General features: G+C 43.8%; 13 protein-coding genes and 1 pseudogene. 9 read left to right on the top strand and 5 right to left on the bottom strand.

What is annotated here, in order from left to right:
• Positions 1–298 precede the first annotated feature (298 nt).
• Together AB6E51_RS13420 and AB6E51_RS13425 are read left to right on the top strand one after the other, a co-directional pair.
• Complete coding sequence (locus AB6E51_RS13420) at positions 299–2,368, top strand: DEAD/DEAH box helicase (protein WP_080582207.1); 2,070 nt, start codon at positions 299–301, stop codon at positions 2,366–2,368.
• A 743-nt stretch (positions 2,369–3,111) separates the two neighbouring features.
• The gene (locus tag AB6E51_RS13425) at positions 3,112–4,305 is read left to right on the top strand and encodes an acetate/propionate family kinase (protein WP_017064366.1); all 1,194 of its coding nucleotides are present in this window, start codon (positions 3,112–3,114) and stop codon (positions 4,303–4,305) included.
• A 267-nt stretch (positions 4,306–4,572) separates the two neighbouring features.
• Here AB6E51_RS13425 and AB6E51_RS13430 read toward each other — a convergent pair whose 3' ends face one another.
• Positions 4,573–5,538: a GlxA family transcriptional regulator gene (locus AB6E51_RS13430; RefSeq protein ID WP_076653054.1), complete on the bottom strand. Its 966-nt coding sequence runs from the start codon at positions 5,536–5,538 to the stop codon at positions 4,573–4,575.
• 114 nt (positions 5,539–5,652) lie between these two features.
• Between AB6E51_RS13430 and AB6E51_RS13435 the strand changes: the two genes are divergently transcribed.
• Positions 5,653–6,444, top strand: coding sequence for an MBL fold metallo-hydrolase (locus AB6E51_RS13435; RefSeq protein ID WP_372058157.1), 792 nt, complete (start codon positions 5,653–5,655; stop codon positions 6,442–6,444).
• A gap of 270 nt (positions 6,445–6,714) precedes the next feature.
• A complete protein-coding gene (locus tag AB6E51_RS13440; RefSeq protein WP_102402124.1) occupies positions 6,715–7,698 on the top strand; it encodes a hypothetical protein in 984 nt (327 codons plus the stop codon).
• A 403-nt stretch (positions 7,699–8,101) separates the two neighbouring features.
• On the opposite strand, the gene AB6E51_RS13445 is transcribed toward AB6E51_RS13440, so the two are convergent.
• Positions 8,102–8,269, bottom strand: a complete 168-nt coding sequence (locus AB6E51_RS13445) for a hypothetical protein (protein ID WP_017062447.1) — start codon at positions 8,267–8,269, stop codon at positions 8,102–8,104.
• 217 nt (positions 8,270–8,486) lie between these two features.
• On the opposite strand from AB6E51_RS13445, the gene AB6E51_RS13450 reads away from it, so the two are divergent.
• Entirely contained in the window at positions 8,487–9,536 is a 1,050-nt protein-coding gene (locus AB6E51_RS13450; RefSeq protein ID WP_102320367.1) for a cysteine synthase A, read from the top strand.
• Positions 9,537–9,632: 96 nt separating this feature from the next.
• On the opposite strand, the gene AB6E51_RS13455 is transcribed toward AB6E51_RS13450, so the two are convergent.
• Positions 9,633–10,199, bottom strand: a complete 567-nt coding sequence (locus AB6E51_RS13455; protein ID WP_017070515.1) for a helix-turn-helix domain-containing protein — start codon at positions 10,197–10,199, stop codon at positions 9,633–9,635.
• 99 nt (positions 10,200–10,298) lie between these two features.
• Here AB6E51_RS13455 and AB6E51_RS13460 point away from each other — a divergent pair, with 99 nt between their 5' ends.
• A complete protein-coding gene (locus tag AB6E51_RS13460; protein ID WP_102333938.1) occupies positions 10,299–11,492 on the top strand; it encodes a benzoate/H(+) symporter BenE family transporter in 1,194 nt (397 codons plus the stop codon).
• 113 nt (positions 11,493–11,605) lie between these two features.
• Here AB6E51_RS13460 and AB6E51_RS13465 read toward each other — a convergent pair whose 3' ends face one another.
• Entirely contained in the window at positions 11,606–12,589 is a 984-nt protein-coding gene (locus AB6E51_RS13465) for a hypothetical protein (RefSeq protein ID WP_372058156.1), read from the bottom strand.
• Positions 12,590–13,028: 439 nt separating this feature from the next.
• Between AB6E51_RS13465 and AB6E51_RS13470 the strand changes: the two genes are divergently transcribed.
• The gene (locus AB6E51_RS13470; protein ID WP_102333936.1) at positions 13,029–13,415 is read left to right on the top strand and encodes a hypothetical protein; all 387 of its coding nucleotides are present in this window, start codon (positions 13,029–13,031) and stop codon (positions 13,413–13,415) included.
• A gap of 147 nt (positions 13,416–13,562) precedes the next feature.
• Here AB6E51_RS13470 and AB6E51_RS13475 read toward each other — a convergent pair whose 3' ends face one another.
• On the bottom strand, positions 13,563–14,495 hold the full coding sequence (locus tag AB6E51_RS13475; protein WP_372058155.1) for a LysR family transcriptional regulator: 933 nt from the start codon (positions 14,493–14,495) through the stop codon (positions 13,563–13,565).
• Positions 14,496–14,762: 267 nt separating this feature from the next.
• On the opposite strand from AB6E51_RS13475, the gene AB6E51_RS13480 reads away from it, so the two are divergent.
• Together AB6E51_RS13480 and AB6E51_RS13485 are read left to right on the top strand one after the other, a co-directional pair.
• Positions 14,763–15,530, top strand: coding sequence for a glycine betaine ABC transporter substrate-binding protein (locus AB6E51_RS13480; protein ID WP_372058178.1), 768 nt, complete (start codon positions 14,763–14,765; stop codon positions 15,528–15,530).
• A 156-nt stretch (positions 15,531–15,686) separates the two neighbouring features.
• A pseudogene (locus AB6E51_RS13485) lies at positions 15,687–15,860 on the top strand (zinc-binding alcohol dehydrogenase family protein); the annotation flags it as partial.

Genomic DNA, 15,860 nt, shown 5'->3' on the forward strand with positions numbered 1-15,860 from the left:
TCTATCGAGGACAATTGAGCACACTATAATCATTGCGAGGCTTGATTACTACTTAAAGGCGAAGTGAGCGTTAATTAATTGCCCTCTTATTTAACTAGGTCAATTTGCTAGGAGATGGGTGCTGTGACGAGATATTCATCAAGTTTTGACGATATGATAACCAGTATTGATGTAAAAGCGAAAAATATGTGATGTATTTCAATTTTTTCTGGATTTTTTTATGCATTTAGGGAATAATCCGCCTCCCTTAGACGTCCCTAATGGCTTGAAGTGTTTTATTACTGCTTCGTAACTCTGAATGGAATCAGTATCTGATTGGATCAGTATTGGAATTGATAGAGCTCCCGGGACCTTTTGTTTACTTATATATAGTGGGATCCCAATGTCCGAATCTGTAATTCAATTTAATGAATTAGCCCTAAACGATAACATTCTTTCAGCTCTTGATAGCATGGGTTTCGTTTCTCCGACTCCAATCCAAGCAGCAGCTATTCCTCTTCTTCTTGAAGGCCGTGACGCACTAGGTAAAGCACAGACTGGTACTGGTAAAACAGCAGCATTCTCTCTGCCTTTACTTAACAAAATCAACCTGAACCAACACAAACCACAAGCAATCATCATGGCTCCTACTCGTGAGCTAGCGATTCAAGTTGCTGCGGAAATCAAAAACCTTGGCCGTGATATCAAAGGTCTTAAAGTTATTGAAATCTACGGTGGTGCTTCAATTGTTGACCAAATGCGTGCTCTAAGCCGCGGTGCTCACATTGTTGTTGGTACTCCAGGTCGTGTTAAAGACTTACTAACTCGTGACCGTCTACACCTAGATGAAGCACACACATTTGTTCTTGATGAAGCAGATGAAATGCTGAAAATGGGCTTCGTAGATGACGTTACTTGGATCCTAGAGCAAGCTCCAGAATCTGCACAACGTGTACTTTTCTCTGCAACTATGCCTCCAATGGTTAAGACTATTGTTGACCGTTACCTACGTAACCCGGCTAAAGTTGACGTTGCTGGTACTAACCACACAGTTGATAAAGTAGCGCAGAACTTCTGGGTTGTTAAAGGCGTAGAAAAAGACGAAGCAATGTCTCGTCTTCTAGAAACCGAAGAAACTGACGCGTCAATCGTATTCGTACGTACTCGTCAAGACACTGAGCGTCTAGCTGATTGGCTATCTGCACGTGGCTTCAAAGCTGCTGCACTGCACGGTGATATTCCTCAGTCTCTACGTGAGCGTACTGTTGATCACATCAAACAAGGTGTTATCGACATCCTAGTTGCAACTGACGTTGTAGCTCGTGGTCTTGATGTTCCACGTATCACTCACGTATTCAACTACGACATCCCATTCGATGTTGAATCTTACATCCACCGTATTGGTCGTACTGGCCGTGCTGGACGTAAAGGTAAAGCGATCCTACTAGTTCGCACTAACCAAATTCGCATGCTTCGCACAATCGAGCGTGTAACTAAGTCTCAAATGGAAGAAATCCAACTTCCTCTACGTGACCAAGTTGCTGCTGCACGTGTTGCTAAGCTTGGCGCTGAACTTGAAACTGAGAAAGAAAGCAAAGCACTAGAAAACTTTGCAGGTCTTATCTCTACTCTTCAAGAGTCTCTAGAAGTTGATGCTGCTACTCTAGCTGCAATGCTTCTTAAGCGTCAGCAAGGTAAGAGCCCACTATTCTACGTTGGCGAAGACCCAATGATCGCTGCTATTGAGCGTGATAAGAACCGTCGCAAAGAGCGTCGTGAAGATCGTGACAACGGCCGTGACGGTGGTGGTCGCAACTTCAATACTCAAGATTGGGATACTTACCAACTACAAGTTGGCCGTGAGCAAGGCGTTCAGGTTAAAGACATCGTTGGCGCACTAGCAAACGAACTTGGCCTAACTAAAGGTTCTATCGGTGCTATCAAGCTAGACCAAGGTTCTACTTACGTTCAACTGCCAAAAGCAATGAACTCTGAAACTGCTGGTAAGCTAAGCAAACTTCGCATTCGTCAAAAAGAAGCTGGCGCTGTAGTTGTTGATTTCAATGACTTCCGTGAGCCTCGTCGTGGCGGCGGCGGTCGTGATGGCAACCGTGGTGGCAACCGTGGCGGTCGTGATGGTGGCGGCTACCGTGGTAACCGTGAAGGCGGCAACCGCGAAGGTGGTAACCGTGAAGGCGGTCGTGGTGGATACCGTGGCAACCGTGATGGTGCTCGCGATGGTAACTCTGCTGGCGGACGTGATGGCGAACGTCGTTTCGACCGTAACCGTGGTGGCGATCACCGTGGTAACTTCCGTGGCGAACGTGGCCATGGTAACGGCAATGGCGGTGGTAACCGTGGTCGTCGTCCAGAGCGCAACGAAGGTTAATCAACCTATCGCTTAGACGCTTTAGGTCTAGACACTGAATTTAAAAGCCGAGCGTAATGCTCGGCTTTTTTGTGCCTGTTATTTGAACTTAAGCTTTGGTTGGCTCGATATTCGTAGCTAACTTACTTTAATCAAGCTTCGTTCCTGTAACTATGCTTCGTCCATGAAACTAAGCATCGCGCCTAGAACGAATGTTAGTGCCAAAACTTAGCTGTATCGCGTTCTAAGCCTATACCAAAAGAACGTGCTACAAGATGCTGAAACAAAGAGTGAAGGCTATCTAAGCGTCGTTACAGTGCATCTATTCGTAGAGTTGTGCTCGAAGGCAATCAAAATAAGATCAGATCACTATTCTCAACTTCAGTGAGCTTTTTGATGCAAACACTGAGCAATTGAGAAATCGAGCAAAAAGTTATCGGTAATGATAAGCAGACGACAGGGAAGGGTGGTTGTTTTTCAAGCGGATCACCTGCATTTGTTCGAGTCGCTTTAATTAACTGAATCAAGTTAAAAATAACGTGAGCACTCGTTTGCGTCACCTGTTCATTAATTTTCTTATTCAACTATTTTTTAATTCCGCTCTCGAAATAAATAATTTAATGACCAAGATCAACTTAATTGTGTTCATTTAGTGATTTTTTCAAAACAAAAGTTGAAAGATTCAAAAATTATTGAATAATGGACTTAACTAAAATTGAAGTAAACACTTCATCCAATTCGTACTGAAACAGGATCCATATCCAATGTCTAATTCGTTTGTTCTGGTTATTAACTCGGGTAGTTCATCCCTAAAATTTGCTGTAATCGATTCTGTTTCTGGTGAAGCAGTATTAAGTGGCCTAGGGGAGTGTTTTGGTCTTGAAGATGCTCGTATGAGCTGGAAATTCCAAGGCGAGAAAACTGAAATTGCCATTCAAGGTGAAGATAACCACCACAAAATTGCCATTGGCAAATTGGTTGGCCTGATGGAAGACCTAGGCTTCACGGCTGATATCGTGGCTATCGGTCACCGTATCGTACACGGCGGTGAGAAGTTCACTCAAACGGTTCGCATTACTGAAGAAGTAACGAACGAAATTGAAAGCCTATCTGACCTAGCTCCACTTCATAACCCAGCAGGTGCTATCGGTATCCGTGCTGCAATTGAAGCTTTCCCTTCTCTACCTCAGTTCGCTGTATTTGATACTGCTTTCCACCAAACAATGCCTCAACGTGCATTCACTGGTGCAATCGCAAAAGAGCTATACACAGACTTCGGCGTACGTCGCTACGGTTTCCACGGCACTAGCCACTACTTCGTTAGCCGTGAAGCTGCGAAGATGGTTAACAAGCCAATCGAAAAATCGAGCTTCATCTCTGTTCACCTAGGTAACGGCGCATCTGTATGTGCTATTAAAGATGGTAACAGTGTTGATACTTCTATGGGCTTCACACCACTTTCAGGCCTAATGATGGGCACACGTTGTGGTGACCTAGACCCAGGCATCATCGAATACCTACTTAAGAAAGGCTGGTCACAAGAGCAAGTATTTAACTCTCTAAACAAGGAGTCTGGCTTCCTTGGCGTGTCTGGTCTTACGAGCGATGCTCGTGGCATCTTAGAAGCAATGGAAGAGGGCCACGAAGGCGCTAAGCTTGCGTTTGAGGTGTTTACTTACCGCGTAGCGAAATACGTTGCTTCTTACCTTGCAACGCTAGATTCTTTAGACGGCATCATCTTCACTGGTGGTATCGGTGAGAACTCTCTACCAATTCGTCGTGAAATCCTAAACAACCTTAAGATTCTAGGTTTCGTTGAAGATGTAGCAGGTAACGAATCTGCTCGCTTTGGTGCTGAAGGGATCATCGCTAAGTCTGAAATGTTAGACGCAGTAGCAATGGTTATCCCAACCAATGAAGAATTCGTGATTGCTCAACAGTCGGTTGAACTGCTGTAATTTTTTCAAAAACAGATAGTTAAAAGCGAGCTTAGTGCTCGCTTTTTTGATCTTATATGTTGGATAGACCATCGCTAAGTGGCCTTATAGCGAGATAGTCAAAACTCATTCTATTGATTTCGGCAAATCATTTTGTAGCTTCAAACTAGTGATGTTAGGGCTGGCTTGTGATGCCCCAAAAACGCCTAGAATTGAACTTGCAAGGTTTCAGATACAAAAAGTAATAGATGCGACGATCTAGCCCCATCGCCCTCAATGAAATTAAGACTATTGCTTGAATGTAGTGCGCCACTGAATCGGCGATACATGAAAAGCCGATTTGAAGTGCTTTCTGAATACGCTGTCAGAACCAAAACCCGCTTTCTCTGCAACTTGAGGAACAGATAACTTCGTGGTTTCTAGTAGGCGTTGGCTGAGCACCAAGCGTTTATTTTGCAACCATTCACCAAATGTACAGCCATAGGTAGCTTTAAACTGGCGTGTGAAGGTTCTTTTGCTCATCGCACAGCGCTCAGCGACTGCATCTAGTGAGTGAGGCAGATGGACGTTTTGTTCGACATGCTCAATCACAAGGCTGATGCTTGTTTCTGCGAGTGGCTTTACGCTAATCGGTGCAGGTATGTACTGTTGCTGTCCACCAGTTCGAAATGGCGCTGTCACCATCTTACGTGCGAGATCATTCGCAAGTACACTGCCACACAGGCGGCGCACTATGTGGAGACAGCAATCTAGCGAAGCTGCTACCCCTGCTGAGGTAATGATAGTCTCATGTTCAATAAATAGAGGGTTTGGATCAAAATTCACCTTAGGAAATTGCTGCTGAAATTGTTCGGAAAACGCCCAATGGCTTGTGGCACGTTTTCCATCGAGAACGCCAGCACATGCAAGTACATAAGACCCGAGGCAGAGTCCTACTAGTAGCTTACCTTTCCCATGATGCTCTATTAGCGCCTCTATAAGTCGCTCACTTGGCTCTGGCAAGTCATTTGGCCAGCTTGGAACAATCACAATATCCGCCTCTTTAATAGCGCTCAAATCTCTATCGATCACCACACCAAATCCAGAGCTTGTTTCAAACTGCAAGCTGTTTTCGCAACAGATCCTCAAGTCAAACCGAACCGGCTGGCCGAAAAAGATATCTTGAAACACCAGACAAGGCACAGAGAGATGAAAAGCACTGATGCCTTCAAAGGCTACCATCGTAATTTTAATTAGCTCGGTTGATTTGTTCACAAGTGTCTCGATTTGCGCGAATGTTGACTTTCAAGACAGTATCACAAGAAACTAGAAAGAAGCATACTAAATCTCATAGAGAACATGGCTTGTTAGTGAGTTTAGAGAGGCATTATGAAGATCCACCACCTACGTAGCGCAACATTTATTATTGAATCTGGCGAAAAATTTATCCTTATTGATCCTATGTTGGGGAAAAAAGGCTCTATGCCTCCGTTTTCAGTCATTAAGGCTAAGGCCGCGAAAAATCCAACCGTTGAGATGCCAAGTAATGCCGATGAGCTACTAAACAAGGTTACTCATACCTTAATTACTCACAGTCAAACACTTGGTATCAAGGCATTACAACATGGAGATCACCTAGATCCGGCAGGTGAGACGTTTTTAACAAGTCGTAATATCCCAGTTGCGACACCAGCCAAAGATAAGGCTTACCTAGAAAAATATGACTTAACGGTAAATTGGGGAATTGAAGACTGGCAAACTATCGACTTTCTAGACGGAAAGCTCACCGCGGTTCCGGCTTTGCACGGCCATGGATGGATTCACAAGGTAATGGCTAATGGTGTTGGATTTTTCTTGGAGCTCCCCAATGAGCCTTCTATTTACATTAGCGGTGATACAGTTCTAACCGATGATGTAAAACGAGCGTTGACTGAGTTGAAACCTGATATCACAGTAGTCGCGGCAGGTCGTGCTCGTATGGACGTTGGTCAACCGTTATTGATGTCTATTGATGAGGTCATGGAGTTTATTCGCCTTTCCCCTAATAAGGTGGTTGCGAACCATATGGAGGCACTCAATCACTGTGCAGTGACTCGACCAATTCTTAAAGAAGCAATTGATAAAAACGGTTTGTCAGATAAAGTCCTTATTCCTGCTGATGGTAAGACCTTGGAGTTTTAGATACCTGAACTAATCCGGTGACTCCCGATTTAAGTAAATAGTCTAAATGATTTCTGCGTAGTTGAAAGGGGCTGTGATCACGGCTAGCTATATTGTAGCCATAAAATTACGGTTAGAACTTGCTATGCAACATCTTTTAATTTGAGTTAAGTCTATAAATTAAAATGAAATGTTATTTTTTTCATTGGGGGGTAGTAAACTCCTTTATTAATCTACAAGCATTGGTTCTTGTAAGAGGTATTTGTAGGTGAAATAAAAGGATTTTCAAAAATGAAACGTCTTAGTTTTCTAGCTTTTTGGGCTGTTATACTGTCAGGTTGTTCTTCGTCAAGTATTGAGCCAAAAACCGAAGTTCAGCCCGTACCTTTCAGTGATGGTAATAGCTTTGCATTAAATATTGCTAATCAAACATACTTGAGGCAGCCATACACTTGGGGACTCGAAACTTACCAAAGCCCACTGAAAGACTTCACTGAGGAAGAGATAAAGGCTATTGAAACTTCTCTAGAAAATAACCGTGGTAATGCTTCGTATGTAGCTTCGGCAATCTCTCTTGCTACGGGTAACTTGATGGGAGCAACAATTCACTTTGCAGGTGGCTCTTTGGAGAAGTTAGTAACATCTGACCATATAGCCTCAAGAGCTGGCTGGATCATAGCTGTTGACTCAACATTGTATAAAGATGGAGTTGCTGCAAATACAGCTGTAAATAAACTTATCGAAGATGCTGTATTAAAAACGTTGAAAGAGAAAGGAAATATCCTTACCAAGGTAGTTTTTAAGGAAGAAGGTACAGCCACGTTTGGAGGTAAGATTTACGGAAGAACAGGCTATGTTATTGGTGAAGATAAGAAAACCAGTTTTGGGCTTGTTAGTGATGATTACCAAAACAAAAATGGTATGAAGCTTGGTAAGACGAACTTGATTGATGCCGACTCTCAGTATGTGACTATCTGGAACACACCATCTCTTGGTCTTGGTTCAATTTATCTCTTTCACGACAATAAAGTTAAAGGGTATGAGGGGGTAGAGGGCTACGAGCAGTACGTAAAAGACGTTACAGCTAAATTACCAAAAGGGTTTTACTTCTATCTTCCATCTTTTCCACAAACAGGTTATCGAGTTGTCGAAAATATAGAAGACTGGGCTTGTTCAACATGTGGAAAGAAATTTTCATATCGAATGCTAAACATTCTTGTTCCTGCGATATACACACAAGGCAAGAAATATGAGTTTATTAATCCTCAGATGTAGGATTAAAATTCAGTTTCTAATCAAGTAAGCGTCCCTAAACCTTTTGGGGCGCTGACACTTTTATAGTATCAAGATACTTTTCTTTATCTCAAATAACTTAATTTGAATAATAAAGTGTCCTAACGCGTTTCTGTCCAAACCCGTGTTAATAGGTGCGATTATAATAGCTTGCCAACCAACGAAGAATTCGTGATTGCTCAACAGTCGGTAGAACTTCTGTAATCTGAACTGAAGTCTAAGCAAGAAAAAGACAATCAAAAGCGAGCCCAAGTGGCTCGCTTTTTGTGTCTAGTAAAGATGCGTCTGAATGTTTTAACAGGGGGATAGCCTACAAGGCGATCGTGAAACAGTTTTAGAACAGAGCTTAAATTACGACTCATCGGGTGCTCTGGAAGCGCTAAGGTTATTTAGTCCCTGAGCGGTAGTTTGGATCTGTCCAGCATCGAGGTAACTCTTCCCCTGACATAAACATCAGTTCGGACTTTTTAAACATCTCAGGGTCTTGCTGTTCTTCGCCTGCTTGAAACCGACCTTCGATACTGTCTTGAAATAAGTTGGTTAATTTGGTCATTTCAGTTACATCAACGAGGTCACCGGTTTTTTCTCTTTTAGAAACATTTTTTTGCCCTCAATCTAATCGGTCACCCCTAATTATAATTGCTATTTGGAAAATGAGAGTCTTTTCAATTCCGGCACTTCTTGACTAAGCAGACCCCAGAGCTACGCTTATGATCATCGACAACCCAATCGATGAACAAACTTATCCTCAACAAATAAATGGAGTCGCGATGTCATCTGCCCATATTGCAAACAATCTCAGTGAACTGATTGGCGATACCGATCTTGTTAGAATCAACAGTCTTTCAGAGATATCAGGTTGTGAGATTCTTATTAAGTGCGAACACCAGAACCCGGGTGGTTCGATTAAAGATAGAGCGGCACTTCAGTTGGTTATGGATGCAATAGAAGCCGGTAAGCTTAAGCCGGGAATGACAATCGTTGAAGGTACTGCTGGTAATACGGGAATAGGACTTGCTCTGGTCGCTAAATCCCTTGGTTACAAAATGTTGGTGGTGATGCCAAAAGGGCAGGCACAAGAGAAAGAGCGCATGATCTCGCTTTATAATGCTGAACTGTTATTGGTCGACCCTTGTCCTTTTGCAAACCCTGAACATTTTTACCACACGGCTAAGCGGATTGGTGTCGAAAATGAGAGTTATTGGTGGGCAGATCAGTTTGAAAATCTCAGTAATTATCGAGCGCACTATTTAAATACTGGACCTGAGATCTGGCAGCAAACACAGGGGAATATTGATGCTCTAGTTTCAGTGGTGGGGACGGGTGGAACCATTGCCGGAAACTCACACTATCTATCTGAGCAGCAACCCAATCTCGAAACTTGGTTAGTTGACCCAAATGGGTCCGGCATTTATTCGTTTCTACGTAATGGACACTATCAATCAACGGGAAGTTCGTTCACGGAAGGCATAGGGATCATGCGAACGGTTGAAAATTTCAGGCAGGCAAAAATCAATCGTGCCATCACGCTTCCCGATCAGGATTTGGTGACGATATCCCGCCTTGTTGCGGAACATGACGGTATTCTTCTAGGAAGCAGTTCGTCGTTGAACGTAGCAGGTGCGCTATACGCTGCGGCTAGAATGGGGAAAGGGAAAACCATCGTTACATTTAGCTGTGACCTTGCTGAGCGCTCGTATTCGAAGCTGCACAACGAAACGTTTCTGAAAGAAAAAGAGATACAGCTTAATAAAGAAAACCTCTCTCAACTATGGGCTCGTTATCAAGCCGAAGATGGCAGTATGGTCGTCAACGTATAGTCGCTTTAAGTTAGTAACAGCCAGTGGTCTGCCAGCTCTTTCGTTAGCGCTGAACATCCGGTTAGAGCTAAACATCCGTTAGCACCAAATCCGGCACTATTGCTTGTTATTAGGGTAGTGAATCACATTATGAAATACGGCGTTTCCTTCACCGATATTTTTGTAGGCATGGGTCTGGTTGGCATTGAAGCGAACGGCTTGTCCTGCGCGTAACGTATGCCACTCATCATCAAACATCACGGCCATCTCTCCTGAAATGCATAAGATGTGCTCAGTGACGCCTGCGTTATGTGGGGCGGATTCATGCTGGTAATCGGGTGCTAGGGTGAGTTCGAATATTTCAAATCCTAGTGCTTCCTCAAAAGGAAACAACAAACTGACGAAAAAGCCAATGTTGTATTCTTCATGCCTTAGTTCGTTTGCATCTCTGAATAAACTCGTCAGTTCACTGTTTGGGCTAGCCGCGATAAAGCTCGAAAGTGACACCTCAAATCCAGAAGCTATCTGCCAGAGCTTAGCGACTGTCGGGCTGGATTCTCCACGTTCAATTTGTCCTAACATTGCTTTACTCACGCCTGTTGCTTTCGCTGTTTTGTCTAAGCTCCAGCCTTTTTCTTGGCGAAGGCGTTTCAAGTTAACGCCGACTTTAATTTCTGTTTGCATATTTTCTCTACAAGTTTTTCAAAAATTAGTTGTGCGTTATAGCGCACGGGTGCTAAGTTCAGTCTATGGACGTTATAACGCACACAGGAATAAATTAACATGACTAAGCTAAAATTTTCTCACGTCAGTACCGGCTTTATCGCTGTTTTCATTGGTTATGCGAGCGCCGCGGCGATTATTTTCCAAGCGGCAATGAGTGCTGGAGCAACCGAAGAACAAGTGGCGTCATGGTTTTGGGCGTTGGGGGTTGGCATGGGCGTAACCACAATACTGCTCTCGTTTCATTACAAGAAGCCTGTGGTTACAGCGTGGTCGACGCCTGGAGCGGCGTTGTTAATCACATCTCTTGAAGGGCTGACAATGAATCAGGCAGTAGCCGTGTTTTTGTTCAGTTCGATGTTGATCACGTTGGTTGGATTGGTGGGAATATTTGAGAAAGTCCTAAAACAGATCCCAACATCGATTGCCTCAGCGATGCTCGCGGGGATTCTATTGCAATTCGGTTTGGGTTTGTTCACGTCGCTAATGGAAGAGGCACAAGTCGTAGCGGTCATGCTCGCTGTATTTATTCTGGCGAAAGCGCGGTTAGGAAATTTACTGATCCCAAGCATTTTCATCATCGCATTGGTCATGTGTGTGGGTTTTGGCAAACTCGATGTTAGTCAGGTGACTATGGGATTAACGACCCCAGTGTTCATTTCGCCCGATTTTGAGTTCTTTTCGTTGTTTAGTGTTGGTATCCCATTGTTTATAGTGACGATGGCTTCACAGAACTTACCGGGATTTGCGGTTCTAAAAGCGAATGGATACCAAGTTGATTCATCGAAGATCATTACCACCACCGGGGTAACAGGTTTGATCTTCGCACCGTTTGGTGGCTTTGCGTATAACCTTGCAGCGATTACGGGCGCTATTTGTATGGGCCCGAATGCGGATAGTAACCCCAAGACACGTTATATGGCTGGGATCTGTATGGGCGGGTTTTACTTGTTAGCTGGTGTGATGGGGATGTCATTTGTGTCGCTGTTTAGCGCCGTACCCTCCGAGATTGTCATTGCGGTTGCTGGCTTAGCGGTGATGCCCACCTTGATGAATTGCCTTGCGGTATCAATGGCAGACAGTCACTACAGAGAACCCGCACTGCTTACTTTCTTATTCACCGCTTCTGGCACCAATTTACTGGGAATCGGTAGCGCATTTTGGGGTTTGTGCATCGGGTTGTTTTGTTGCTGGTTACATAATTACAAAGCTAAGTCGCGTGGAGCAAACAAGACTTCGCAAACTTCGTCGTAATCAAGCTACCCAAGATTAGGATCAGGTTCGCTGTAAATTAGAAACATCAGCAAGTTGTTTGAGTAGTAAGCCCAGTCATACTCGTGACTGGGCTTGCTTACAAAGGAATAAAGCTACTTAACTTCGTATCTCAGTAGCACTTCATTATCGAGAACGACATTTGTCGACCAGATAAAGCTTGCGCCAGCACCACTGAATTTTTCGATAAAGTTCATGTACGCTTTTTTATTGTTCACGCCAATATCGTCTTCTGAATATACCGATGCTAGAGGCCAAGATGTTGAATCGAACTCTTGGTTCATCCAGTTGGTTGGTGTTTCCCAATGAGCGGCGTAGGCATCTTGACCGTGGTCAGTTCCTTCCGTGGTGCAGCTTTCAGAAAGACGCTTCCCGTCCACTTCACTCAAACAAGTCAGGTCATAAATCGGTGAGGTATAAAAGGTTTGTGCTTGCCAGTCTGGACCTGTCACGGTTCCGTCACTAAAGCTCGCGATAAAGCCACCATCACCAGCGTGGTATGCCTTTCCGCGGTTATCTTCGCTGCCAAGACCTAGGTTTTCTTCCCAATCAATCACTTTCACCGCAATCGTGTAAGGCTTCTTCACCTTAAATTTGACGATGTTTGAGTTAAACGGTGTGAAAGGAACGGTGTCTACCGCGATTAACTTGCCGTTGATATAAAGTTCGAAATAGTTATCGGCAAAAATATAACCTGTTATTTCCTCACCGTCTTGATCCACAACAGCTACCGGTACAGAGCTTTGATCGACTTCGGCTAGGCTGCTTGGTGTGGTGTTTGAGCACTCTTCATAAAGATCAAAGGCTTTTGGCCCTGTCGCAAAGTTGTTCTTGGCTGGAACCGTCCAAACCTTTCCTTCTGAGTCCGTAATTTCCCCAACGCCCGCCACTCGGCTACGTCCGTTTGCACACTCAAAGAGATTCGATTCAACGGTGGTCGCCACACCCTGAGTAATACTCGCTGAGCCTTGGTAATCACTGATGTTGCTGACCGAAGGCGTATCTGATGATGGTGAGCAGCCTGTAGCGAGCAAAGCAACCGATGAAAGGGCAAGGGCTTGATATTTTTTGATGATCATTGATTGGGTATCCTAAATGGGTGATTTAAATAAGCGTGGTTCAAAATAAGCCAAGTGCAAGTAAGTTAATTGAAAACAAAGCTATTTCAAACAAATCCGAGCTAAGTAGCTAAGTAGCTAAGTAGCTAAGTAGCTAAGTAGTTAAGTAAGCCGTGAACTCATAGCTGATAGCTGGAACGACGAAACTAAGCAAGAGCCAAAGCAATTGTGAGGTACCACGCTTATTATTTGATGAGGCATATATTACCCGTACAAATGTAAACAAGCGTAAATCTGAGTAAGCATGCGCAAAACAGCGCTTTTATAGGATGATCACATCAGCTTGCGCGGAGCTTGAAAAAATACTTAGAACGAAGCGGTTTCAGGTTGTGATTGAGATAGTATTTTGCTACAAAACGCGCATAATCTCGCTATACAACATTTAAAGAAGAATTTACCTATGACTACCTTTCAATACTACTTTCACCAACTGCCTTGCTTCGACTGTAAAAAAACGACAGTAAGTACTGATCTTGGTTGGTTAACGCCTGCGATGAAAGACGATGCTATCGCACAAGTGACAGCAACACTTGCCCAAGGCGAGGTCACTCCTGATCTTTCAGCGGACGTGGTTTGTACGAAAGATGAAGCGCGTGAGTATTTACTACTGAACTTCTTCGGTTATTCAGAAGAAGAGCTAGCAAGCGGAATCGAAGCGGATGATGAAAAAGAAGTGGTAGACGAAATCGCAGAGCTAGTAGAAGAAGGTAAAGACACCATCACCTTCGAACATGAGATTGCTCTTCAGTGCTGTGCAGACTGCGATGTTGAAGACGAGTCAAACTAAGCTCTTGTATTAAGAGTATTAAACTAAGTACTCTTATTAAGGTTCATCATGAAGCTATGATGTTCTAATGATGAAAGGCGTTAGCGAATTGAGTTCGCTAACGCCTTTTTTGTCTCTCTGTTTCTTATCTTTAAGCGGCATTCAATCTTAAGATGTTGTGCTTTCTATGATGCCTTGTTTGCTCAGTTGCGAAAGGATCTCAGCGGTCTTCTCTCTGAATAAATCTCTCAGTAGACGCACAGTCGGGGTGATGGATTGACGACTTGGACACACTAACCACAGCTCGGTAGGGGTCGGCTTAAACTCAGGCATAACTTTAACCACTTCGCCTGAAAGCAGATGAGGTGACATGTCTAAACAAGATTTTATTGCCACTCCTTTACCCGCGATACACCAACGTCTTACAAGGTCTGCGTCGTTCGAAGCGCGATTTCCTTTTAGTTTCACTTTATGATCTTGAGTACCATCGTTAAACACCCACTCGTCTTGCAACATGTCATGGAGTTGGTAAAGCAAACCATTGTGCTGCGCTAAGTCACTCGGGTGTTTTGGTGTTCCCATTTCAGCCAAGTAGTCAGGAGCCGCACACAATATCCTCGGCACATCGCATATCTTAAAACCATACATATTGGCATCGGTCGGGGAGCCGTAACGCAGCGCTATATCGACGGAATCTCGGTAGAAGTCGATATTGCTATCGCTGATGCTAGTGCGAAGCGTCGCCTTTGGGTATTCAAGCAAGAACTCATCTAACCAAGGTGTGATTAGGTTGCGTCCTAGATCCGATGAAAGCGCTATGCGAATTTCACCATCAAGAATCCCAAGCTCTTCGCGCATGTTGAGCTTCGCTTGCTCCAACATCTTTAAGGCTTGTTCGCATTCCGGTAAATAACGCTCGCCAGCTGAAGAGAGCCTTAGGTGGCGCGTGGTTCTTACAAATAACTCCGCACCGAGTGCCGCTTCAACACGTTTTACCGCTGCACTTGCTGTGGCAGTACGCATATCGAGGTTGGTGGCTGCAGCGGTGATACTGCGAAACTCCGCCACTTTCAAAATGACCTGTAAGTCTTCAAGAAGCATGTTATCTACCTGTATTGAATTATGTTCTAAACATGGCGTTGGGATATTTCCCCATCACAATCTGCAAATGGGTTATCTCTACTTATCGCTTCTAAGTTAGCTTCAAATACTTAATTGTCAAAACTAATTTGATAATAATTCAAATATGAGGCTGTTTTTCATTAGTAATTTTCTCACTATCATTTCCCCTATCGACAACGTAGCGCAGTACACATCGTATGGACGAAACCTACGATCTAGGGGGATAAGATGACTAAGAAAATCACAATGGGTGTAACGGATTTGTCGTTCCACCGTACGACCGCATCATTGGTTGCCAATGTATTGAAATCCATGGGTTTTGAGGTAGAGCGTATTTTCTCTCCACATCAGGAGAACTTTGAAAAGCTGAAAGCAGGCCAAGTGGATATGCTTTCTTCTGCGTGGTTGCCATCAAGTCACGGTATCTACAAAGCGGGCGTTGAAGAAGTTGAGCCACTTATCGAGCTTGGGCTTCATTATGAACCTTATGCTTTGTGGGGCGTACCAGACTATGTGCCTGAAGAGGCGGTTTCTGAAGTCTCTGATTTATTAAAAGCTGAAGTGATCGAGAAAATGAACTCGACCATTCAAGGCATCAACCCCGGCGCTGGTATCACACGCTTCTCTATCCAGATGATGAAAGATTATGGCCTGAGCGATGCCGGCTACGAGTTCTTTCCTGGCAGTGAAGACGATTGTTTCAGTGCCTTTGAAAGTGCAGTCGCAAACAAAGAGTGGGTGGTAGTGCCACTGTGGAAACCTCAGTTTTTGCACTATCGTTACGATATTCGTGAGCTCAAAGAGCCAAAAGGCTTACTCGGAATTGTTGATAGAGCGGTACTTCTTTTAAGAGATGACAAGAAGCATCTGTTCAGCGAGCAACAGATTCAGAAGTTGGATTCCCTACGTTTCTCGAACGACATCATCGCAGAGCTGGATTACAAAGTTTGCCGTGAAGGTAAACCACAAGATCAAGTAACACATGATTGGTTGATTGAGAAAGGCCTTATTTAACCTCTAAGCCGTTGGCAATGCAGTTAGATGTCTGCATTACCCAGATAGCGGTAACACCATTATCAAAAAATATTTGAGAATCATTCAAATATTAGGCGGTTTATCTAGAGTGAGAATTGACTAAGATTAACTCGTCTAATTCAAGGAGAAAGCACAATGTCAGTACCATCAAAAATGAAAGCTATCGGATTTACTCAATCACTTGCGATTACAGAGCAACACAGTTTATTTGAGTTTGAAACGAGTCTGCCAGAACTAAAAAATAATGACTTGCTGGTAAAAGTGAGCGCGACTTCTATCAATCCTGCTGACGCTAAAATTCGTATTCGT

The sequence above is a fragment of the Vibrio sp. 10N.247.311.47 genome (assembly GCF_041467535.1).
Lineage (GTDB): Bacteria > Pseudomonadota > Gammaproteobacteria > Enterobacterales > Vibrionaceae > Vibrio > Vibrio crassostreae_C.